Origin of the sequence: Agrobacterium larrymoorei, assembly GCF_013322225.1 — a bacterium.
GTDB lineage: Bacteria > Pseudomonadota > Alphaproteobacteria > Rhizobiales > Rhizobiaceae > Agrobacterium > Agrobacterium larrymoorei_A.
On the sequence record NZ_JAAMFB010000043.1, the window covers coordinates 148,025 to 170,834 of the forward strand.

A 22,810-nucleotide genomic window follows, 5' to 3' on the forward strand; every position below is an offset into this window, starting at 1 on the left:
AACGTTCGATCCGTGGCCATTAGCCCCCAGTGAGCCAGACGCATCCTTCAATCCTCGTGCGGTCGGCTATACAGTGTGTCCAGCTGTCGCCGTTTGACGGCCAAGTTTTGAGGACCTTCTTTGCTTCGGTTTCATCAGTCTTGAACAGATGATCACCATGTGAAGCGGGTCGATTGCAGATCTGGCTATCTTGGAATTCTTGCCTTCCAGCTTAGGGATAAGGCGTTGCCGTCCATGCTACAAGGGCAGTAATAGGTATGCGGCGATGTTCAAATGTTATGAAGGCGGCACGGTCCTAGGGCCGTCGCGAGCCACAGGACGCGACCGGTTAATCTCAGTCACCTTCATCGCCCTCAGTTTCTATAAGCAGGCGAGTCTCATCCGTTCCGATTGATTGCCGTTGCCAATCAATCGGTGGGATATGCAAATTCTCCAAACGGAGTGAGCAGCGTATTCATCGCTGAAATATCGCGATGATCACTCCAGGACGGAGACAGGTTTCATGCAGATCAGAACAGATCGAAATACCCCGCAGGCCGACCAACTGAAGAAGCGAGGGTGAGCGGCAGATGCTTAGAATCGGCGTTGATATCGGTGGGACGTTCACAGATTTTTGCGGGTGGCGTGAAGGAGAGGACAGGATCGTCACTCTGAAGGTCCCTTCGACTCCTCCCGCTTTCGAAAACGGTTTCCGTGAGGGATTTGAAAAACTACTGGAACGGCTCGCGCCCGAGCCGGGCGAGGCAGCCCTCGTCATGCACGGCACCACGGTCAGCACGAATGCCGTAATCGAGCGAAAAGGGCCGAAGATCGCGTTCTTCGTAACGAAGGGATACAGGGATCTGCTCGAACTGCAGCGGATCGGCGTCCGCAACCCTCTGAACATGTTCGAGACCCGAACCAGGCCGCTGATCGATCGCGAAATGGTTTTCGAGGTCGAGGAACGATTGCTGCGCGGTGGCTTGGTTCGAACCTCGATCGACGAGGCCGCAGTCGAGGCACTTGCCCGTCGGGCAGCCGACGCAGGTGCTGCCGGCTATGCGGTCGCGCTGCTTCACAGCTACGCCAACCCGCAGCATGAAAAAGCGGTCGCGCGGGTTATCCGTAAAGCGGTCGGCGAGGATGCCGAAGTCAGTCTGTCCAGCGAGATCTGGCCGCGGATCGGAGAATACGAAAGAGCGATCGTCAGTGTGCTCAACGCTTTCGTGAAACGCCGGATGAACGAGTATATCGGTGCGGTCGAAACCTATGTGGCTGAACGGCTGCCGGGGTCGCAACTTTTCGTCACACGCTCGAACGGTGGTGCGATGGCCGCCAGTGAGGCGCGCAACTTCCCTGTGCATACGCTTCTGTCGGGTCCGGCGTCTGGCGTGACGGCTGTGCAATATCTCGGCCGCGCCTTGGGCGAACATAACATCCTCACCATGGACATGGGTGGCACCAGCACTGACATCTCGCTCGTGCGCGATGGCGAAGCTCTGACCTCGACTTCGGCCGAGGTGGGTGAGTTTCCGGTTGTCATGCCAGTTACCAGCATCGAGGCGATCGGCGCAGGCGGCGGTTCGGTCGTCACGATTGATGGCGGGGTGTTGCGTATCGGCCCGCGCAGTGCTGGGTCCTATCCTGGCCCTGCCTGCTTCAGCCGAGGCGGCACGGAACCCACGCTGACCGATGCCTTTTTACTTGCGGGCTATTTGCCTGAAGCCCTTCTTGGCGGCGATATGCAGCTCGATCGTCATGCCGCCGAACGCGCTATGGCGCCGATTGCGGAGACTCTCAAGACGGACGTGCTCAGCGCCGCGGAAATGTGCGTCACCGTCGCAAGCTCGAACATGGTGGCCGGTGTCTTGCCTTATCTCGCACGCCAGGGCGTCGATCCCGAAGATCTGACGGTGCTCGTTTACGGCGGAGCTGGCGCGATCCAGGGGCCGCTCCTTGCGGCCGAGATCGGCGTGAACCGCGTTCTTGTGCCGGCGACACCTTCCGTATTCTGTGCCCTCGGGGGCCTTGTCTCTGATTTGAGCAATGACGCGCTCGAAACCGTCCACGGCCTTGATATCGATGGTTCTCTCATCGCGAAGAAGTTTCAGGTCCTTCGCGAGCAGGGAGCCGAATGGTTATCGCGGCAGGCACCGCCGGAGCGTCTCGTGTCGAAAACGTTCGAGTGCTGGGCTGAGATGCGCTACGTCGGGCAGTCCTTCCAGGTTGACGTGCGGCTGCCGGATACGGCGATCGAAGCGCACGACATTGCCGCAATGCATGCCGCCTTCCACCAAGAGCACGAACGCATCTACAGCCATGCCGACAAAGCGGCGCCAGTCGAATTCGTCGACCTGCGCATGCGCGTGCGTGGATCGATGTCGATACCTCAGCCCACAACACCTGAAACGTCCGGGGCTGGCGGTGCGCTCAAAACGGTTCGTTCGATGCGCTTCCACAACAAACTCATTCCCGAGGTACGCGTCTTCGATCGCGCATCTCTCACCCCCAACGATGCGATCCAGGGGCCGGCTGTCATCGAGCAGCGTGATGCGACGATCGTCGTTCCGCCAGAGTTCGTTGCCCGCGTCGGAGCCTTTGGCGCAATCCTCATGACCCGGAGCTGATCAATGGATGCCGTTCGTACTGCCGTCATGAACAATCGCTTCAACGCGATTGTCGAAGAAGCCTCTGCCGCGATCTACCGCACCGCCCACACGACTTTTGTTAAGATCGTCCAGGATTACCAGTGTGCGATTGCGACCGCCGAAGGCGAAATGTTCGCTTATCCGATGTTGTCTGGCGTCAATGTCTTCGTCGGCTCCCCGTTGAAGCCGACGCTGGATGCCATCAGCCGGGAGAACCTGAAGCCAGGCGATATCATCATCACCAACGATCCCTTTGCCACGGACGGTCTGGTGACGCACCTGATGGACGTTACGCTGCTTTATCCGATCTTCTTCGACGAGAAGCTGATCGCGATCGGCTGGGCATTTGTCCATGCGTCCGATATCGGCGGCGCCGTTCCAGGAAGTATCTCGCCAGCCTTCACGGAAGTATTCCAGGAGGGCCTCCGTGTCAGGCCAATGAAGCTCTACGAAGGAGGGGTGTTGAACGAAGCGATCAAGTCGATTTTCCAGGACAACAGCCGAAGTCCGACCGAGTTGTGGGGGGACATTCAGGCCATGATCTCGGGCCTGAAGAGCATGGACCGGCGCGTCAGCGAGCTTTGCGAGCGATATGATCGTGAGAGTGTCGAGGAGGGGATGCAGGACGTCATCAACTACGCGGAGACCAAGGCCCGCGCGGTGATCAGGACGATTCGGGACGGTGTATATACCTTCTCGGACTATCTTGAAGGGATCCATGATGGTCAGCTGGCCTATTTCAGCGTGACCATGACGGTGAAGGACAGCGAGATCGAGGTTGATTTTACCGGCACGGATCCGCAATTGGCGGCCGCCTACAACCTGGTAACGGGGGCAACCACCCACCCCTACATTATCCAGTGCCTTTACGCCTACATCCTGACCGTTGATCCGCTGACGCCGCGCAACTCCGGTATCTTGCGGGCGATCCACGGCCATGCTCCGCGCGGCACGGTTCTCAACGCGGTCTATCCCGCATCCGGCGGGTCTCGTGCTGCATCAGCGACACGCGCCTACGACGTTATCCTGGGGTGCCTCAATCAGGCACTACCGGAGGGCCTTGCCGCAGCCGGTGGCGGTATGAGCGGGGTTATCGTCGTTTCGGCTCCCGATCCTCGTACAGGCCGTGACCGTGTCAACGTGGTGGGTACGATCGACGGCGGCGGCGGTGCCCGCCGTGGCGTTGACGGCCTGGACGGATCGGAAGTACGTTACTCACAGCGCAGCGTGCCAGTCGAAGTCATCGAGATCGAAACGGTGCTGGTCATGCGGGCGCTCCGCCTCGTGCCGGACAGTCGCCGCGCGGGAAGATTCGCCAGCGGCGCAGCGCTCGAAATCGAAATGGAAAACACGTCAAATCGCGCGGTCATAACGGTCAGAAACCTGAACCGGTTTGTGTTCGCGCCGTGGGGCTTCAAGGGGGGAGAGATCGGTCTTCTGGGTAAGGCAGTCGTCAATCCTGGCCGACCCGATGAGCGATCGGTCGGCAAGATCTCGGTTCTGGAGCTCGGACAGGGCGATATTCTCAGGATCACCAGTTCCACAGGCGGGGCGTTCGGCGAACCTCTTGAGCGGGATGTGGCGGCGATCGCGCGCGAGATCGAAAACGGCATGCTTTCCCCGGAGCGGGCCGCCGACGTCTATGCTGTCGTCTTCGACCGGGACGGTAAGATCGACGAGGCGGCGACCGCGGAACATCGCCGCGAACGCGGGAACCGAAAGTCAGACGACTTCAATTTCTGCATCGAACGCCAGCGTCAGGACCAGGTGTGGTCGCAGCAGACACGCAGGGAACTGGCATCGCGGGCATTGACCTATGAACAGCGCATCCGCAGCCAGCTCGTCGATCGCGTTCATCACCGCCTGTTGGCGAAAGGTGAGCGGGTTGATGCCGGGAAACTGGATCAAGTCATCGCCGAAGAAGCCGGCCGGTTGTAGCGGCGAGGGTCCTGTGATCGTAATCAGTTAGTGTGAACGGTCGTCTGAAAGTGCGGCTATTGGAAGGGATGCCTCCTCCAGGGGCATCCTTTGTTCATTCAGGATTTCACAAGCGCCGCTATTTTCGTGCTGAAATCAGGTTTTGCGCAGCCAACGTCGCAAACTCGACAAAAGGCAGTATCCCCGGAACCGGGCAATCCGGATTCCAGCCCACGGCCATTGAAATTTCGACGGACATATCATCGACAGCCCGCGTGACGACACCGTCGTTTGCCATCGCAGCAACCCACTCCGGCAAGAATGTAATGCCGACGCCCGCAGTCACCAAGGCAAGAGCCGTGGTGGTATCGGAGACAACAATGTCGTTTTCGATCAGTAGCCCGGCATTGGAAAGCTGCTTGTAGACTACCTCGAAGCTCGATAGCTCGAAACGCTTCAACGCGAAAACACCGTGCCCGGCGAAATCTGACAATCTCAACGCCGGTTTCCGCGCAAGTGCTGATTGGCAGGGCATGACGGCAACAAATCGTTCCAACAACAGGTGCTGAAACCGTACCAGATTGCTGTTGGATGGCGGTCGCATCAACCCGACATGGAAGTCACCGCGCTCGATCCCTCGCAGAAGCTCGATGGAATCGACCTCTTTGATGACAAGCCTAGTCCTGGGAAACCTTTGCCGGAAACGGCTCAAGATCAAGGGGAGCAATTGACTGGTGGCCGGGCTGATCGCTCCGATGATCAGCTCTTCTCCGCCGGGACTGAGACCGCCGGCTTCCAGCTTGGCATTGAGGATCGCCTCGTCGATTTTCAAAAGGATCTCGCGCGCGTGATCAAGGAATGATGCTCCCGCACGCGTCAGCTCCACGCGCCGCGTAGAGCGGATGAACAGTTGCACCCCCATAAGCTCTTCAAGCCGCTTGATCTGCTGGCTGAGCGTTGGCTGCGACATGTTCAGTCGGATCGCGGCTCTGCGGAAATGTAGTTCTTCAGCGGCAACGACAAAGCAGCGGATGCTTCCGATCTCTATTTGATACGACATCTCCGGTCACCAATACAAAGCAACGTAACAGTCAAACCCGAATATTTGAATGTTACGTCGAGATTCGCCTGAGCGCACTCTTTCGATCGGTAATCCAACGGGGATTTCCAAGTTCTAATGCGTCTCCGCCGCCTTCGGAGCCGTTCCGCCCACCCGGGCGCGCATGTGCGGATTGAGCCACCACTCCGCCAGCATGACCAGACGGCTAACAACGAACGTGATGGACAGGTAGATCGCACCGGCGACGATGAACACTTCGACCGGGCTGTAGGTGGCCGAGATGATCTGCTTCGCCAGACCGGTCACTTCGACGATAGTGATTGTCGAAGCGAGCGACGTTGATTTGATGATGAGCATCACTTCGTTGCCATAGGCCGGCAACGCTTGCCGGATGGCGATCGGGAACACGATTCTCCTAAACTGGAGAATTGTGGACATGCCAACAGCGCGCGCGGCTTCGATCTGCCCGAGAGGAACCGCCTGTATGCCGCCCCGGATGATTTCGCTGGTATAGGCCGCGGTATTGAGGGCCAGAGCGAGGATCGCGCAGAACCACGGTTCGCGGAACGACGACCACAGACCAACTTCCGTGAGGAACCCTCTGAACTGAGCCGACCCGTAGTAAATCAGGAACATCTGCACCAGAAGCGGGGTCGATCTGATCAGGTAGACGTAGCTGTATGCTACCGAAGAAACGATGCGGTTTTTCGAAAGCCGCATCAGCGCGACAGGCACCGAAACAACAAATCCGATGAGAAGCGATATGAACGCGAGCGCCAGCGTCGTGGGGACGGCAGCAATGAGTTTGGGGAACGACTCGATGATGAGTTGAATATCCATATTATTGGCTCCTCACACCGCGGTTCGCCCACTTTTCAGCTTTGAGAAAGCCCCGGTTCGAGACGGAGGAAAGAAGAAGGAAGATCACGAAGGCGGTGATGTAGAAGGTAAAGGGCTGCTTCGTCGAACCTGCGCCCATCGCCGCTGTCCGCATTATTTCGACCAGGCCGACAACGGAGATTAGCGACGTGTCTTTGAGCGTGAATTGCCAGACATTTCCAAGGCCTGGGAGGGCGAACCTAGCCGCTTGTGGGATCAGCACCCGGCGCAGCCGCAGCCATGGACCCATTCCAATGGATTTCGCCGCTTCGATCTGACCTGGGGGAACAGCGAGAACGGCAGCGCGAATGACCTCGGTGGCATATGCTCCGGCACTCACGCTGATGCAGAGGACGCCGATCACGAAGATTGGGGGCTCGATGTACCCCTCGTATCCGAACAGTCCATTGGCGATGGTGCGCAGGAGTGTGCCGCCACCGAAGAATACCAAAAAGATGATTAGCAGTTCAGGGACGCCGCGAACGACCGTCGTATAGACGTCACCGAGCAGGCGTAGTGACCAGAAACGGGATAGCTTTGCCGCAGCGAAAATCGAACCAAAGATGATTCCGAAAAGGTACGAAAAGGCTGCGACGACAACAGTCATCATCGCCCCGCGCACCAATTCATCGCCCCAGCCGGCGTCTCCCCATTGCAATAGTGTTAAATCCATCGACCACGCCTCAAGCTTGCGAAACGGATAGAGCGCCGGCCGCATGAGTGCCGACGCTCCAACTGAAAGAGATTACTGCTTGGGAGACGCGTCGTAACCGAACCACTGTTGGGACAGCTTCTGGACGGTACCGTCTGCGATGGCGGCATCAATTGCTTTGTCGAACAGAGCTTTGAGATCGGTATCCTCTTTGCGGATGCCAACGCCGACACCCTTTCCGAACAATCCCCCCGTCATCCTCGGGCCAAACATCTTCAGGTCCTTGTTGTCGGGCTTGTCCGTCAGAGGCTTCAGGAAGCTGACCGACGCCAGGCTCGCGTCGATCCGGCCTGCCTTCAGATCCATCACAACGTTGTCGATGGTGTCGTAGGTCGAAATCTGAACGCTGGGCATCATCTGTTTCATGAACGCTTCATGAGATGTACCGGCCTGAACGCCGAACTTCACGCCCTCAAAAACCTTGGTGAACTTATCCAACTCGGCTTTCTGATCGGGGGTGATATTGTCGAGCGGAAGGTTCTCGATTGCCGCCTGGGTTTTCAGAAGCGGGCTGTCCGCTGTCGTCAGGAACGTCATCGGCGTGAGGAGATACGGGCGGGAGAACGAAATGACCTCTTCGCGCGCCGGCTGAATTCCCATCGCCGCCATAATGGCATCGTAACGACCCGCCGTGAGAGAAGGAATGATCCCGTCCCAAGCCTGCTCGACGAATTTACATTCAATGTTCATGCGCTTGCAAAGGTCGTTTCCGAGATCGATGTCGAAGCCGATCAGCTTTCCGCCCGCATCCTTGAAGTTGTAGGGCGCGTAGGATCCTTCGGTCGCAATTGTAATGCTCTTGTAGTCCTTGGCCACTGACGGGCCCGCCACGACAAGGACGCCAGTCACAATTGCCGCAAGCGCATTCAAGTTGAAGAATTTCATAACGTTCACCTCTGTTGCTGTTATTGTTTATTTTCGAATGTTGACTCTTCTGCGCGCCTGCGCGCTCACAGAACGCTGGAGAGGAAGGCCCGACACCTTGGTGACGTCGGATTCTGGAATACTTCTTGCGGGGTTCCCTGCTCTTCAATCTGCCCCTTTTCGAGGAAGAGAACCTTGCTCGATACGTCGCGAGCAAAACCCATTTCGTGCGTCACCACGACCATTGTCCGCCCCTCTTCGGCGAGCTTCCTGATCACCTTCAGGACTTCGCCCACCAATTCCGGATCGAGGGCAGAGGTTGGTTCGTCGAAGAGAAGCGCGCTCGGCTGCATAGCCAGTGCGCGTGCGATGCTGACGCGCTGTTGTTGTCCACCTGACAATTGAGACGGGTAGGCGTCGTGCTTGTCGGCAATACCAACCTTGTCCAGGAAATCCATTGCACGGTCGTGCACGTCGCCCTTGGGCTGTTTGAGAACGTGTACGGGGCCTTCCATGACGTTCTGCAGGACAGTCATATGCCCCCATAGATTGAAGCTCTGGAACACCATGCCGAGTTGCATCCGCATGCGTTCGATCTTTTTGCGATCGACGCCGATCAATCGGCCAGCCGCATCCGTTTTGACGACGACCTCTTCCTGCCCAACTGCGATACGGCCCTTGTTCGGGGTTTCGAGGAAGTTCATACAGCGCAGGAAAGTACTCTTACCGGAGCCGGAGCTGCCGATAATCGAAACCACATCGCCTTTATTGGCTGTGAGTGAAATGCCCTTCAGAACTTCCAGCGTTCCAAAGTTCTTATGGATATCTTCTGCCACCAGGGTGGGCTGCGTTCCGTCCATTCGCGTTCCCTTGTTCTATCATTCCCGATCTCTTGCGATGCAGCGAAAAACCGTGCCGTTAGCACGGCCGAGAATGGCGCAGCCGGCACCTGTCCGGCTTTCATTCTCAAAGGTGAAACACGTATTGACGTGTTCACCGCGTACATTCTTCGAGAGTAGGACCCAGTTTTCTATTGTTACTAAAAGCTTGCCTTCCATATCGCAAGGGCAGTAATAGGCATGCGCCCATGTGCATATGTTATGGAGAAAGCAATGATTCAATCGCGTCAGTTAGAAGCGTTCCGGGCAGTCATGCTGACAGGAGGTATGACGTCAGCAGCGAATCTCGTCAGGATCACGCAGCCCGCGATCAGCCGGCTGATCAGGGATCTCGAAGAGGAAATTGGGATCAGCCTCTTCGAAAGAACGGGCAACCGGTTACGTCCTACGCGGGAGGCCGGTATTCTGTTCAAGGAAGTGTCGCGACATTTCAACGGGATTCAGCACATCGACAAAGTCGCGGCGGAACTGAAGAAATCTCATATGGGGTCCCTAAGGGTCGCCTGTTATACAGCGCCGGCTCTGAGTTTTATGTCCGGCGTCATTGAGACGTTCATCGCCGATCGGCCCGACGTGTCGGTTTACCTCGACACGGTTCCCTCCCAGACGGTCCTCGAATTGGTCTCGCTCCAGCACTACGATCTCGGAATATCGATATTGGCTGGCGACTATCCTGGTCTCACCGTCGAACCTGTCCCTTCCTTTCGTGCCGTCTGCCTGGTGCCGCCGGGGCATCGTCTCGAAGACAAGGAAACTGTTCATGCGACGGACCTTGAAGGAGAGTCATTGATTTGCCTCTCTCCAGTGAGCCTTCTACGGATGCAAACGGACGCCGCACTGGACAGCTGCGGCGTCCACTGTAATCGCAGGATAGAAAGTAGTCTGGCGCTGAATCTCTGCGATCTGGTAAGCAGGGGAATGGGGGTTGGTATCGTCGACCCCTTCACTGCCGACTACTACAGTGCAAATCCGGTTATTCAGCGCTCCTTTGATCCGGTTGTCCCCTACCATTTTGCTATCGTTCTTCCGACCGACAGCCCACCGCCGCGCTTGGTTAGCGAGTTCCGGGCAGCCTTGCTTGATGCTTTGAAAGCCTTGCCCTATGAAACCATTTGATCGTCAGGATCGCAGCAAGTTGTCAAAGATATCGGGTCCAGCCCGGTGTCGTGGTCGAAAGGCTGGCGAACCCGGCTTATCCCGTTCTAGAGGCCACCAGTCGGCGAGATTTACCCGCACGAAAACATTGTTGCTGGTATCTCCGTCGGCTCGGTATTCGCTTGGGATGCGATAGGCAGTGGGACCGGCGCGCAGCTCGTCGAAATCACGGCTAGACGGAGATTCTGTGGCGACTGCAGATAGAAAGATGCCTCCGAACACTGTGATTCCCGGAACGCTGTAATTCGAGCGGTTGCGTACTTTCGACACGGTGATGTTTTGCCCGAACATAACAGACTTGTTGGGTCTGGGCACGTGTCTCATCGATATGCTCCTGGGAAAACAATGTCCTGATCGACCAGCACATTGAATTTGTAACCAGGCCGGATCTCGAGCGTAGGCTGCACGTCCATGTTTCTCTGGATGGTCCGGTCAGCGGCACGACCGAAGGTCTCGGCGAAATTCCGCCGGGCCGCATCCGATGCGGTGTCCTGTGTTGCCAGCGTCGAGCTTTCCGGAACGGCCATGTCGATCCCCGTGCCGATCACCGCAATGAGGATGGCCGAACCAAACGTCTGGAGCCACTTCCGATCCACCTTATCGCGGAAACCGCTGTAGCCCTGCGCGTCCGTCCCGGACATGCCGCCGATCTGGAGCGCCGAGCCATTCGGGAAGATGATGTCGGTCCAGACGACGAGCACCCGGCTCTGGCCGAACGACACCTTGCTGTCATAGCGGCCGAACAGCTTCGTTCCTTGCGGAATCAACAGTCGATGTCCCGTCGCCGAGTCATAGACGTTCTGGCTTACCTGGGCAGTGATACGCCCGGGTAGGTCGGAATTGATCCCGGTGATCAATGTCGCGGGAATGACTGAGCCGCGCTTGAGTTCGTAGAGCGACTGTTGGGGGACGACACGGTTCGGCAGGTAGCCAAGTTCCTTGAGGTCGGCATTGAAGAAATCCTCCTTCGTCTTCTGGCCGTTCGGATCAACATTTTGTCCGCCGAGACCGGCGCGAAGAGCGGCGGCGTAGAGATCGGATGCTCCGGGAGTCGTTGCCGTGGAAACCCCGTTCGTCGTCCCGGCGGTGTCGTTTGTATTAGCTCCCTGCCTGTCAAACTTGCCGCGGTCGATAGCGATCGGTGAGTCATAGGCGGCGTCATTGGCCTGCAGCCGGGCCATTCTCTGGCGCTGCCGCTCACGAAGATATTGCTCGTCCTGCTCGCGCTGCAAGCGGGCGCGCCAGACCTGTTCAGATTCCAGTTGCGGTTCCGTCCGCGCATCTTCCCTTTGACCGGGCTGAGGTGTGAATGGATTGACGGAGCGCTTCTCCTCTTCCCTCTCGACCGGCGTCGGCTGCAGCGTCGTCACCTGCTGCGGCTCGCCGATGATGCCGTCCGAAACGCCGCGCTTGATCTGATCGGCGAAGGTTGACGCCGGATTGCCGGAGCTTGTGTCCGGGCCGGTGTCGCGGAAATACAGTCCGCGTGAGGTCAGGCCGTAGAAGATGACACCGAGGAAGGCGACGACCAGCACGACCACAACGATGATCGGCAGACGGTTAATCCGGCGCATGCCGGAGCCCGTTTCCTCGTGTGGAGTGCCGCCGAGCTTGAGCGATTGAACCATGACCGCCCTCCCCTAACCGCGTTTCATGACCGAGAGCGCGCTCGCCGGCTCCGCACCCGTCGTTGTGACGGTGTAGGCGCGGCCGAGTTCGACGCTGTCGGTCGACAGGCGCGCGAGCATCTGGCCCTCGAAGGGTATGACGATATAGGCGAGCGGCACGGTGCGCGCAGCACCATCCGTCTTCTGGTCGGTCACCACCGCATAACCCCATCCCTTGAGGGCCGCTTCCAGCGCCTGCCCGAAAGGCGAGCTGTCCTGCTTCGGCGAGACAGTCGCGGTCCCGGGGCCGATCTGCTCTGCGAGCCTGCTCACCATGTCGCCGGCAATAGCGTTCGCCGCCGGTTGGCCATCAAGCGAGGTCGACGCTCTGATCCCGCGAAACTTCAAGAAGTAACTGCCCCACGTCACCGCGCTTGCCATGAGGGTCTGTCCGCTCAAGAACAGCATCGCGCGCCGGCCTCACTTTGCCGCTCACAACCGATCTTCGCGTTCCGGACAATCGAAACCACCGGAAAGGGCCCGTCCGTGGCAGGATATATTAAAATGTAATTTTGAATAGGAACTGAGAAGTTTTCAGATCGATGGAGACCACCACGCAGTGCCAAGATAGATACATTTGCATAGTAAGGTACTATTGATGATATCATAATGTAATAAGTAGTAATAGGTTGTTTATTATTGGCGGAGTTTTCGATGTGTAGTGCAATTGTCAGCCTTTTGACTGTTACCTTTTGACTTATGCCACGCCACCGACGGATTCTGTACCGACAATTTTGAAAAATGTGACCAGAGCCAATAATTTCTTCTTGATCTGACCCCTAGCGGGGCCGAGCAGGAGACGTGGTTGGGTTAAATCGTTCGTGTCTCCATTGCTATCTACTTAAAAGGCCCCCCTCTTTTGCTCCCGAAGCCTTATTGACGAGAGCTTTATTGTTGGCTTCGTAATAGTCCTGTTCATAAGTCGGGCCGCTGTGAAGATGGCAATGATTGATATCTTACTTTCTTCTGGAAGCCGACCTCGGTTCATTCCATCGTTCTTGGATCGCAGGAAAGGTAGAGACGATTTTCGAGCATTTCTTCGCCAGGAACGAAAACGGTTCGACAAATTCATACGTGACGAGTTGATCCCGTTTCAGAAAAAATGGGGGGAGGGGCTAACAGCCTTGCTCCCCGAAGATGAAGTCGAAAAGATCGAGAAACTAAAGGAGATAGAAACTGTGCCCAGGGTTTGTCACCTGACCATAGAGGAACCGGAGGCTTACATCGTGGGGGAAAGAAGGACGGAATCCTTATCTGTCTATCTCTATTGCTCAAGGTCAAACATGCTGGAGCTTTTTTGCGCCAGACGTTTAGCTAAATTCGGTAGAAATGTTTTTGTTACCACCATTCGCCCATATCGTGACGATCTGGAACGTCGCCAAATGGTGGAGTTTTATCGGGCTGTCTTCAACGACATAGAGGTAAGTGAAGAAGATTTTCAAAGTTTTGTTGCTCTGCCGCTTTCATCCGGCTTTGTGGAGATCCCCAGCAAGAGGTTTGGGTATCGGTTCTGGCGTCGTACAGACGGCGGTGAAAAAGACTACGACATCCTTACAGTCGGCGACACCCATTTCTCGCAGTCTATTCCAGTTGTGAGAAAGAGAGCACGAAATGATTCCGATAGCGACAAAGAGTTTGAAGAAAAGAAAATAATTTACTGTCCCTAATGTGGGTTAGGTTTCCAGAATAATAGGAATACTTGTGCAGTGCAAATGATAATTTGTGTTTGTTATATGTTTATTAACGCCGTCGATCATATTTGTAATATATTATTCATTTAGAAATGTAGATTAGAATATGGAATATCGATGTCTGCTGTGAAGTGAATGTAGCGATAATATAGGCTGTTTTTATCTCAGAAGTATTTATTTTTATTATATACTTGAAATAATTATGCAATGTAGAGTGTTGATGGCAATGACAAGTTAGATGGGCAGCGATAATTAAGCTCTGCACAACCGCTCAGTAAACTCTCAAAAGACGTCGTTCATCACTTTCACAACATAGGCGATGGTGTAACATAAAAGATTTCGGCCCGCTAATCTCGGATTGAGAAATCAACGCCACACTCCTTTTGACTTTTTTAATCTGGTTTCTAAATTGAATTACTAATCTTTGAAAATGGATATTTATGCTTTATGACTTTATCGCCGCGAATAATTAAAGGAGATTTAGGCGCAATTTCAGGCGCTCATTTCGCGATGGGCCCACGGTTGATGTAAAACACTACCTAACAAATTTGGAAAAGACGCCAACCACCGGCATAGTCGGTCCAAAGTCGCATCCACTGAAATATTCAATGGTTTTTTGACGGATGAAAATATGATTGATGTACACTAGTTCCATTGTTGAGTAGTTAACGCCTCAATATATGGAAAATGCCTCCTGATTTCCCAATTCATCCTTTTGGCATTTTGAGCGGCCGCCTATAAGTATTAGAACCTCTGCTCTCACACTCACCATCTAAACATCGAGCAATGAGTTATTCTTGGACAGACTTAAGGGGCATGCCGGCCGGAAGCGTAATAAATTTGGTAAATCACCAGCAAATTTTGCTTAAGGCAACTTGGGGTAGCCAATTTCAAATTCCGGATACCAGCGAAGTTGTTGAGACAAGCGAGTTATACTTTCTATACGGAGCGAAAGAATTGCTCACAAATTTCAATGAGCAGACTGGTTCTCTCATGATGGATGAAAATGCGAAGTGGGGGGTGTCTGACTTAGCCCCCTGGCAGTTGCCGCGAGGCTTCGTGACTGCAAACCGCTTCACAACCTACATTGCGCTGTTCAAGAGCAACCTGTTCAACGCTGAGAACCACGACTTTGTCAAATGGTCGCGCTGCGCGGTTAAGGTCAACTATCCTGTCGTCGCCGTCGGGTCGCTCGCGTAACACGCGATGACAAAATCAGAGCTAGGTTGCAGTACTATCAAACGAGACGCCTTAACAATAAATCTTTTGTTATATAACTCAGTTGTATCATTTCGTTTTGTAACGTTCCTACTTAAGTGCCGTCATATTTACTATTTCATAATGATCGAATGAATAATATATGAGTACGTCGTTCTAAATATTTACCGACGAAGTCCATTGAAATTCTGGCAGGAAAGTATTCATAAGAATGTTTCATCGCTATTAAATTAACGTAAGGTGTATGATTGGTAAAAAAGTATTTTATAATATGTGATGACATATTATAAATTGTTAAATTGTAAGAAGTTGGAAAGAGGAGCATTCCCACACATTGAAAACTGGAGTGGCGAGATCCACTCACGACAACAGGAAAATTAGTGCGACCGCGGGATTGAAACGCGCTCTGATCGTCTCTCTTGTCCTCGTCATCTTACCTATTACTTTCGCTATCATCGTGCTCTTTAGTTTAATTGGCCAGCGCGGTGTAACATTCGTACCCCCGATTGCCGATTAATTGAGACTTTTTCACATCGAATTTATGTCAATATTCGGAGGCCCACTTCCCCACAAGCGTGAAGGCTTTCGGCTCGCTTTTGACTTTTGCGCCAGACTTTTCTTTAGTGGGTCATACTCCCACGTAGAACTTTAATCATTCACCCGAATGATTAAAGCGGCACCGGACCCGAACTTGTCCAATCGTTTGGGAACGATCCCTGTTGCATATTCAAGTGACAGCATTTTGATCGACAAAAACTCGCAACAATCCCAGGCCATGCCAAATTTGGCACCAACTGTGGCCCACCTTTACACTATAAGTATGCTTCATGCTCAGGAGCTTAAGAGAATAAATTCTCTACCTTATAGAAAAAATACTACAAGTATGGGCTATACACGTCCTGTTTTCCCAATGATCGATTTGTTTGATGTAAGCGATCATGCCCTCGCAAAGGTCGCTCTAATCGGAGCGAAGGCAGAATATCGTGAATTCGTGGAGAAAACCCTAGCCAGCGCCCAAAAATCTTGGGTTGCCTCGCTGAGGTACCATGACGATCCGGACGGTGCTGTTGGCGAAATCCTGGCGCGATTTGCAAAAAGTCCCTGTCTCCACGGGCCGAGACTGGAGCCGTTTGACACAATTTTTACCGATCGTCCCCTCCTTTATGTCTATGGCCCTCGCGAGAAGATCATACAATATGCGAGAAATGCGATCGTGTCCGTTCATGCAACGATTGGCCTTGTGGCATGTTCCGTAGCGCCTTATGACGAGGGTGTTACGTACCAGAGTCTTCGCTACAGGCATAATCAGATTTCCCCAGGTTCCTGCCTTTTTGAGGATGCTTTAGAAGCTTATATTGCTTTTTTTCCAAGCAGGTCATTTCTGAAGTTGCCCTATTCTCTTTTAGAGGTTCACAGAGGGTATGTTCATAAGTACTTCGCCCTGCAACCCGGACACCGCTTTTGGTGTGAAGTCATAGCGGTTGGTTTGACTTTTCCTCCAACGGGTACGGAAAGACCAGGTGACAAGCCTACCCTCGCGAATAAACGCCCTCGGGGGAGGCTGAGTTGGTGCATCAGTTAAGAAGAGATATCTGCAGCCCTATATGGGGAGCAATGCGGCGTTCATCGGAATAAAGCCGGAAGGTCGACTCAAAATCAGTATCCCGATCGCAAGCATCTTATCAGAGTATATGGGGTTTGCGCTATAATATTCTTAATGCATGCCTATGTAATATCATAGACTTGTTTATTTTCTGTCTTTCTGCTGTGAACGTTGTTTTTATGTTTGAATAAATAGTCTGTAAAATATTGAATTAGTTTTAATGATGAGTATTGTTCTGATTCGGCTTAATCGTATTACTGTCTCAAGACACATAATCCAATATTTCGTAACAGGCTACAAGAATACTACACGCATGCACCAGATGTTGCAAAAAAGTCAAATAAGCCACTGTATTGTGCTCATAAAATCAAACCATTTACGTGCAAATGTCTATAAATGTAATAAGCCGATAGAAAAAAATGTGATTAGCGCAAAGTAAATCGTGTATTTCTCGACATAATGGTTCCTTCAAGGCCGAACTTTGAGCCTTTTAATCTCCTATCCATTGGCGATTGTCGAGAAATGTGCTTCATAATCGGGTGTATTTGCTCGCTATATCGTATTTATATTCGAGATAATCTCCTCCTTTATCAGGAGATCTGGGTAAAATATTGGGTGAGCAAATTTAAAGAGGGCGAACTGAAGAGCGAGATCGCCGCGATGTATCTCCGTTTTCCATTTCCGCATCCGCTGGAGATTCAGTCCCCCGTTTATCCGGAGGTGATCTGTAGCAACGCGAAGCCGATTTACATCTATTCCTCAAGGGACGCCGTACTGAGCTATGTGCAATCTGGGGATGTCTGCCGATTTGGTAAGACAAATGTGCTTGCATGTACATTGGCTCCATACCAGTCAGAAGTCTCAATCAAAACAGTACGACATTTGTTCAAGTGTTTACGCCGTGAAAATTGTTTTGGGGACGACTCCGGTGAGGGCGATTTGAGTCATTTTGTGGCCATCCTTCCCACTACCTCTTTCCGGGATGGGCCGCGGTTTCACCTCGGAGGCCAAACTGTTCAATTTTTTTGGAGAGAGGGAGGTGTGGAGTTCCGCCACGACATTCTTGCGTTTGGCAAAGCGTTATTCATTGGAAAGCTGGCCGACGGATTGTCATGCGACTGGAATTGCGCGGGGGAGGATTCCTGTTTGGAACGTGGTGAGACTGCTTCATGGAGAGGCAAAATTCCAATGACCGTTCGAGAATCGAGAACACCTGATGCACTGCTTTCCGGAAATTTGGAGCCGAGTGTTCGTCATAAAGCTTGGAAGCGCTTCATGAAAAAGATTCAGGAAAAACGCAGATCCTTTTCAAAATTGTTTTCTCTTTGATCAGAGCAGTAGGGAATGTATTTTGTTTGAGAATGACGCTGGTTACGCTTTCGATTTTGTCAGTTTCAATAATAAGTTTGTGATATCTAAAATGTAATCAGAAGTATTAAATGAACCAGAACTTAATATTTTGAACTTTAAGTTTACTAAATTATGAAAATCACGGCATATAAAATATATGTCCCAATTAGTTTAGGATTTTTATCAACGACGCTTAAATTATTTATCGGGTCACTACGCATATTGTGATTAGAAATATCAACGATACGAAGTATTCGTAGAGCCACCGATAATTTATTTAACAGTACATAAGAAAAACAAACGTTACATGAATTTCTGAAACAACACAAACACAGATAAAGCCACACACATTTATGACATAGGCAGAGATTATTCAATATTGCGTAAGATCACGCGATTTCTGGCAGGAGCATGTCTTCAACTCAGCCCAAATGGCAGTTGAAATACTGGAACCGCCCCATATGCAGGAGCGGATCATTCATTGTTTGTTTGGTTGCCTTTGCCAACATGGGAGTCCAAGGTTTCAGGCAAGCTTCGGCAATGAGAGGGCCAACGATCTTCAGGATTTCTGGGTCTATGCCCGAAGCGTCGAAGTCCTTGGTATCAAGCACGTGAAAGCTTACCGGATAGTTTTTGGCTGCTTCCTCAAAAAAAGTCTTGACATCGAGCATGCTACCCCGGCTCCCTCCTCCTGGGACGGTGAGAATATACCGCGCCTTCGTACCAGGACGCACTGTCTCCACGACACTGTGGAAAAAGTCAGTGGCCCCAACAACATGCACGTCGAACCCGAACCTCTCCTGCAGAACGCAAAGCCCGTAAGCGTGCGGGACGAGTAGGTCAGATCCTGAGGCTATGAAATAAAGGGGGGTATCACTCTTGAAGTCTTCAGCAAATGCCTCTCCAGCCAACACACACTTCCTTGCAGCATGGAACAATGCCACCGGTAGCGCTTTCAGGGATGATGCCAGGGCTGGCATAAAGCTCCAACTTTCCTTGATTTCCAAAATACCGCCAGTAAATGACGCCATTAGCATGTGGGTAGCATGGAAAGCCTGGGTTGTTTCCCCGGTGAAAAATGCACTGTGACCATGTGAGGCGAGCGGGGTATCTTGAGACTTCGTGAAGACCACTGTTTTACAAGGCTTGTCCTTCAGGCGCTTCGCCGCTTCTACAGTTTCTGGAGTTTTCCCGGACTTTGATGACAGGATAATTAAAGTGTCTGCGGCATCAGCGATTGATGTGTTGGCTTTCAGTAGGTCCACGAATCTCGAAGCGGCGTGGCTAATGAAGCAGAGGTTTTGCGCAACCTCGTCAGTATACGCATTCAAGCTTTTTCCGATTGCCAACCCAGCACCAGCAGATACGAAGAACACCTGCCTCAGTCCATTGGCGGCGAGGCGCCGCCCGGCTTCTGCGACATTTCCAAGCTGTTTGATCGTAGGGTCAAGTTCCTCAGCGATCTTGGCTGGTTCGATCGACAGGGGTGTGTAGAGCATGTCCATCGAGATGAATTATGCAAAACAAATGCTCGTGTAATATGTTGTTGATTTGTGGGAGTATAATAGACAGCGAGGCTATTTATCCTTTTTAGAAACGCGAAAGACGTCACATTGAGCGTCACACGCATTTTTTTCTTGCTGTAACACGTTGGTTTAGTTCACTTTTGACTAGCGAGGCTTGGCGTGTCAGAGCATCTATTCAAAAGTCACTAATGGGCGCGGATCAAGGAAAAGTAAGATGGAAGGAGAATACGAGCAACATGTAGGCCCGGATAGTATGTCCCACACGCCGAAATCAACGACAAAAATGGTAGAAAAATATCAGTTAACTGAGATACTTACGTCATGGCTCACGTGCTGATTGAAAAATAATTAGTATAAACAAGGACGGCAACAACAAAAACCAAAACAACTATATTCATCAATCTTATCTAGTTCTCAAAAAAATCATATCTTCACACGTGAAAATGCCAATTTCTCAGGCCTACCTTGGCTCTGCAGAGCCCCCAAGTGGAATCAAAAGTTTTTACTTCATCCGACATGGCACGACCGACCTCAACGAGAAGGAGATGGTCGTTAACGGCGAGAAGCACTGGGGCGTGCAAGGTTCGGGAACGAACATTGGTCTTAATGAAAAAGGGGTACGCCAGGCTCTGTTGGCCGGCAATGTTCTTCGGACCCTTCCAATAAGCAAGGTTGTCTGTTCACCACTTTTACGTGCACTTCAGACTGCCTTCATCGCTAATCCGGGCTGTCCCACCTTTCAGATTGAAGATGATCTTCAAGAGCGGGATTTTGGTGAACACGAAGGCGGCTTTGGTCCGCTTCAGATGTTTGAGGACAACTATCCCGATTGTGAACCTACTGAAATCTTCTCAATCCATGTCGCCAAGGCTCTCAAGCATGCACGTAAAGAAAACGTGCTTCTCGTCGCCCATGGAGGTGTGCTGAGGGTTGTCGCGGCACTGCTCGGGGTTGCTATAACTGATGAGCATACCGACAATGGGCGTGTTCTACATTTCAGTCTGGATGCCGGAAACTGGTCTGTGCGTGTAATCCAAAGTCGTGTAGTTATGGTCACTGGCGCAACTCGCGGCATCGGCAAGGCCATCGCGCAAGAACTTATTAGGCACGGCTATCGAGTGAGTTTGGGTGCCCGCAACGTACAAGATCTGGAAGCAGTTTTTGGCGACCAGAACGAAGCTCTTCACTATGCATGTTTTGATGCACTTGATCACAGCTCAATGAAAGATTGGGTGAGCACGACCGTCGCGAAATTCAACAAGATCGATGGATTAGTCAACAATGCTGGCTGTGTCGATCATGTTGACCTCGAGAAAGAGATCAATGTCGAGATGCTTCAAAAGCAATGGGATATCAACTGCGTGGCCCCTCTAATCATGACAAAGCTATGCATGCCTTATCTGATTGAATCTGGTTCTGGCCGCATCGTTAATCTCAACTCAATGTCTCGCCAGCGTGGGTTTAATTCCTTTGTTGGCTACAATGTGACCAATCATGCATGTGGGAGCCTAACACAGATTATCAATCATATCGGATTGGACCATCGTGTAGGAGCAATTGATATATGCCTAGCTGTTTCCGCTACCAACATGAGTTCTTTGACTGATACGGTTGGGCCTGAGCATATCGCAAAACTCATCCGCGAAGAAATTGAGCGTCCCAACATTGCATTCAACTGATGAGCTTCTACTATGTTTGTGAAATAATTGCGCATTATGTGATTTGCGTTGGGCTGCAAGCAATATTGTGTGTATTTCTGATTATGTATTCCTGCCTATGTAATTGCGAAGTTTCAATTATTATATGATATTGTCTTGAATTTCAGTATTTTACGAATTCAATAATTTTAATTTCAAAATATCACTGTAGTATTGAAAATTACAAACATAAAAATTTATTTAAAATATAACAATAAATTGCAGTGTTTTATTATTTTGAAAGGTCAAGGTAAATCCTTGTGATATTCTACAAAACGCGCAGGGATAATAAAGGTCTCAGTAGTATTACTGAGCAATATTGGGGCGGTGTCAGTCCCTAGCCAACTGAAATGGTGTGATTATCTTGCATCCTTTATCCACTACGATCCCCGTGTCACCATAGCGTGCTCCGCCAACACCGTATTCATAGACTCCCGGCTCAATAGCAATCATGTCACCTTCCTTAAGTACTGTTGGGTCCCCGGCTTTGATACGAAATCCAACGCCGCCAGAACCAATTGACCGCCCAGTGCCATGCTGCATTCCTTCCTCATAGCCATATCGGACAATAACATCCAATGCGGCGTTGTGCACTTCTCCCGCCGTCACACCCGGACGGACTGATGCCCAAGCCGCCGCCGAGGCCTCACGCGCTGCTTTCAAGATTTTTTTTACAGCTTGCGGCAATTCCAGTGTGCCAACGACTACGGGTCGGTCAAAGCAAATTTCTTGCCCAAGAAATGTCGGCGTGCAGCAACAAATTTGGACTAGGTCGCCTTCCCTCATAATGCGTCCAGCAGCTACAGAATGCGCATGCGCTGAGCGCTCGGGCCCGCTACCCATAACAGTGAAGCTGGAACCGAGGGGTGAGTAGTTCACATCTCCCTTCAAAAACTTGGCCACGCACTCTGTTGCAGCGCAGTAGCCTTGGAGAGCCGCCTGCCACTCAGCGATACCTGGTGTGATCGCATCCAAGATTGCCCGAAATTTATGTACGGCAACTTCGGCAGCTTGCGACAACCGGTTCATGGCCGCTGCATCATTGAAGCGGCGAATATCTCCGACTAAGTCTGAGACATCCGAGATACCTATAGGATGAAATTTTTTAACGAGGAGATCGAGATTTAGGGCAGTGATTGTATCACAGTCGATACCAATTGTTGCTGCTTGTGGCGCCGCTTTTTTGATTCGATCGGCGATAGCATCTTCAAATGACCTGAATAATCCAGGTTCTTCCCAGTCCCCCCATTCTGCAATGACCTTCTCGGTACATTTCTTGCGTATCACAACTGCTTCGATACGAGGCGAGACAAACACTGGCTCTGAATCTGGAAGTACAATAAGGAAGACTGGCCTTACGTCTGGGAGGCCGTCCAATCCTGAAAAAAAACGATGGCTAGCCGAGCCGTGCAACAAAATAATTTCCAGCTTAATCTTTTTCATCTCGGCTTGGAGACTAGCGACGCGGTTGCGGTAGTCCACTCTAGGTGAGGAGAAACTGTTTTCGGTTGCAGTAAAACTCTCTTCGCTTAAACGGTTTGAAGATAGAGCCATGTCTTTGAGGGATATTAACAAATATAAGAGGTATTTGTAAGAAGGCAAGTTTGTTTGCTTGAGTTGGATTTGATTGCATAAATTGGTTAAGGTCTATTTATAGGTGTAGTAAAAGGCTATGGATTGTGGGCCACGTATTCTACCGCCACTCTCTAAAGTCTATGGATCTTTTTTAAACGAGTGCAAAAAATTTTACGAAAGCGGCGTGAAAGCAGCCTATAGTTGAAGTTTGAACGCTTTGCTTTGTCATATTGGTTCTGAACGCAAGCACTGACGTATTACTTTTGGAATGGCATGCTGTAGCCGATTAATTTATTTACGTATCCATTTCACAAGCGCTTGTGTCCTTCCCTGATTGGCGCTGAGTGGCAGGATATATGACGGTGTCGTG

General features: G+C 51.8%; 17 protein-coding genes. 8 read left to right on the plus strand and 9 right to left on the minus strand.

Annotated elements, in window-relative coordinates:
- The first annotated feature begins 569 nt into the window (after positions 1–569).
- A complete protein-coding gene (locus G6L28_RS21835; protein WP_065657529.1) occupies positions 570–2,606 on the plus strand; it encodes a hydantoinase/oxoprolinase family protein in 2,037 nt (678 codons plus the stop codon).
- Between the two features lie 3 nt (positions 2,607–2,609).
- Entirely contained in the window at positions 2,610–4,565 is a 1,956-nt protein-coding gene (locus tag G6L28_RS21840; protein WP_065657530.1) for a hydantoinase B/oxoprolinase family protein, read from the plus strand.
- A gap of 118 nt (positions 4,566–4,683) precedes the next feature.
- Here the strand turns inward: G6L28_RS21840 and G6L28_RS21845 are convergent, their stop codons facing one another.
- The 5 genes from G6L28_RS21845 to nocP all read right to left on the minus strand — a co-directional run bounded on the left by G6L28_RS21845 (position 4,684) and on the right by nocP (position 8,919).
- A complete protein-coding gene (locus tag G6L28_RS21845; RefSeq protein WP_065657531.1) occupies positions 4,684–5,604 on the minus strand; it encodes a LysR family transcriptional regulator in 921 nt (306 codons plus the stop codon).
- Positions 5,605–5,718: 114 nt separating this feature from the next.
- Positions 5,719–6,444: a nopaline ABC transporter permease NocM gene (gene nocM / locus G6L28_RS21850; protein ID WP_065657532.1), complete on the minus strand. Its 726-nt coding sequence runs from the start codon at positions 6,442–6,444 to the stop codon at positions 5,719–5,721.
- A gap of 1 nt (position 6,445) precedes the next feature.
- Positions 6,446–7,156 carry a nopaline ABC transporter permease NocQ gene (nocQ, locus tag G6L28_RS21855; protein WP_065657618.1) on the minus strand — a complete coding sequence of 237 codons (711 nt, stop codon included), beginning with the start codon at positions 7,154–7,156 and terminating at the stop codon, positions 6,446–6,448.
- Between the two features lie 72 nt (positions 7,157–7,228).
- Positions 7,229–8,080 (minus strand): nopaline ABC transporter substrate-binding protein NocT, encoded by an 852-nt coding sequence (gene nocT, locus G6L28_RS21860; RefSeq protein ID WP_065657533.1) that lies wholly within the window; start codon positions 8,078–8,080, stop codon positions 7,229–7,231.
- A gap of 65 nt (positions 8,081–8,145) precedes the next feature.
- Positions 8,146–8,919, minus strand: a complete 774-nt coding sequence (gene nocP / locus G6L28_RS21865; RefSeq protein ID WP_065657534.1) for a nopaline ABC transporter ATP-binding protein NocP — start codon at positions 8,917–8,919, stop codon at positions 8,146–8,148.
- 252 nt (positions 8,920–9,171) lie between these two features.
- Between nocP and G6L28_RS21870 the strand changes: the two genes are divergently transcribed.
- Positions 9,172–10,074 (plus strand): LysR family transcriptional regulator, encoded by a 903-nt coding sequence (locus tag G6L28_RS21870; protein WP_065657535.1) that lies wholly within the window; start codon positions 9,172–9,174, stop codon positions 10,072–10,074.
- 359 nt (positions 10,075–10,433) lie between these two features.
- On the opposite strand, the gene trbI is transcribed toward G6L28_RS21870, so the two are convergent.
- A complete protein-coding gene (gene trbI / locus G6L28_RS21875) occupies positions 10,434–11,741 on the minus strand; it encodes an IncP-type conjugal transfer protein TrbI (protein ID WP_065657536.1) in 1,308 nt (435 codons plus the stop codon).
- A 12-nt stretch (positions 11,742–11,753) separates the two neighbouring features.
- Positions 11,754–12,128, minus strand: a complete 375-nt coding sequence (gene trbH / locus G6L28_RS21880; RefSeq protein WP_234902688.1) for a conjugal transfer protein TrbH — start codon at positions 12,126–12,128, stop codon at positions 11,754–11,756.
- Positions 12,129–12,724: 596 nt separating this feature from the next.
- On the opposite strand from trbH, the gene G6L28_RS21885 reads away from it, so the two are divergent.
- From G6L28_RS21885 to G6L28_RS21900, 4 genes are all read left to right on the plus strand, one after another.
- On the plus strand, positions 12,725–13,447 hold the full coding sequence (locus G6L28_RS21885; RefSeq protein WP_065657537.1) for a RolB family protein: 723 nt from the start codon (positions 12,725–12,727) through the stop codon (positions 13,445–13,447).
- Positions 13,448–14,287: 840 nt separating this feature from the next.
- Positions 14,288–14,671: a hypothetical protein gene (locus tag G6L28_RS21890; protein ID WP_065657538.1), complete on the plus strand. Its 384-nt coding sequence runs from the start codon at positions 14,288–14,290 to the stop codon at positions 14,669–14,671.
- A gap of 709 nt (positions 14,672–15,380) precedes the next feature.
- The gene (locus G6L28_RS21895; RefSeq protein ID WP_234902689.1) at positions 15,381–16,271 is read left to right on the plus strand and encodes a RolB family protein; all 891 of its coding nucleotides are present in this window, start codon (positions 15,381–15,383) and stop codon (positions 16,269–16,271) included.
- A gap of 480 nt (positions 16,272–16,751) precedes the next feature.
- Positions 16,752–17,621 carry a RolB family protein gene (locus G6L28_RS21900; RefSeq protein ID WP_180216475.1) on the plus strand — a complete coding sequence of 290 codons (870 nt, stop codon included), beginning with the start codon at positions 16,752–16,754 and terminating at the stop codon, positions 17,619–17,621.
- A gap of 443 nt (positions 17,622–18,064) precedes the next feature.
- On the opposite strand, the gene G6L28_RS21905 is transcribed toward G6L28_RS21900, so the two are convergent.
- Entirely contained in the window at positions 18,065–19,147 is a 1,083-nt protein-coding gene (locus tag G6L28_RS21905) for an SIS domain-containing protein (protein ID WP_065657540.1), read from the minus strand.
- A gap of 464 nt (positions 19,148–19,611) precedes the next feature.
- Between G6L28_RS21905 and G6L28_RS21910 the strand changes: the two genes are divergently transcribed.
- Positions 19,612–20,847: an SDR family NAD(P)-dependent oxidoreductase gene (locus G6L28_RS21910; protein WP_174000896.1), complete on the plus strand. Its 1,236-nt coding sequence runs from the start codon at positions 19,612–19,614 to the stop codon at positions 20,845–20,847.
- A 348-nt stretch (positions 20,848–21,195) separates the two neighbouring features.
- On the opposite strand, the gene G6L28_RS21915 is transcribed toward G6L28_RS21910, so the two are convergent.
- Positions 21,196–22,467, minus strand: coding sequence for a M24 family metallopeptidase (locus G6L28_RS21915; protein WP_139103025.1), 1,272 nt, complete (start codon positions 22,465–22,467; stop codon positions 21,196–21,198).
- Positions 22,468–22,810: the final 343 nt, after the last annotated feature.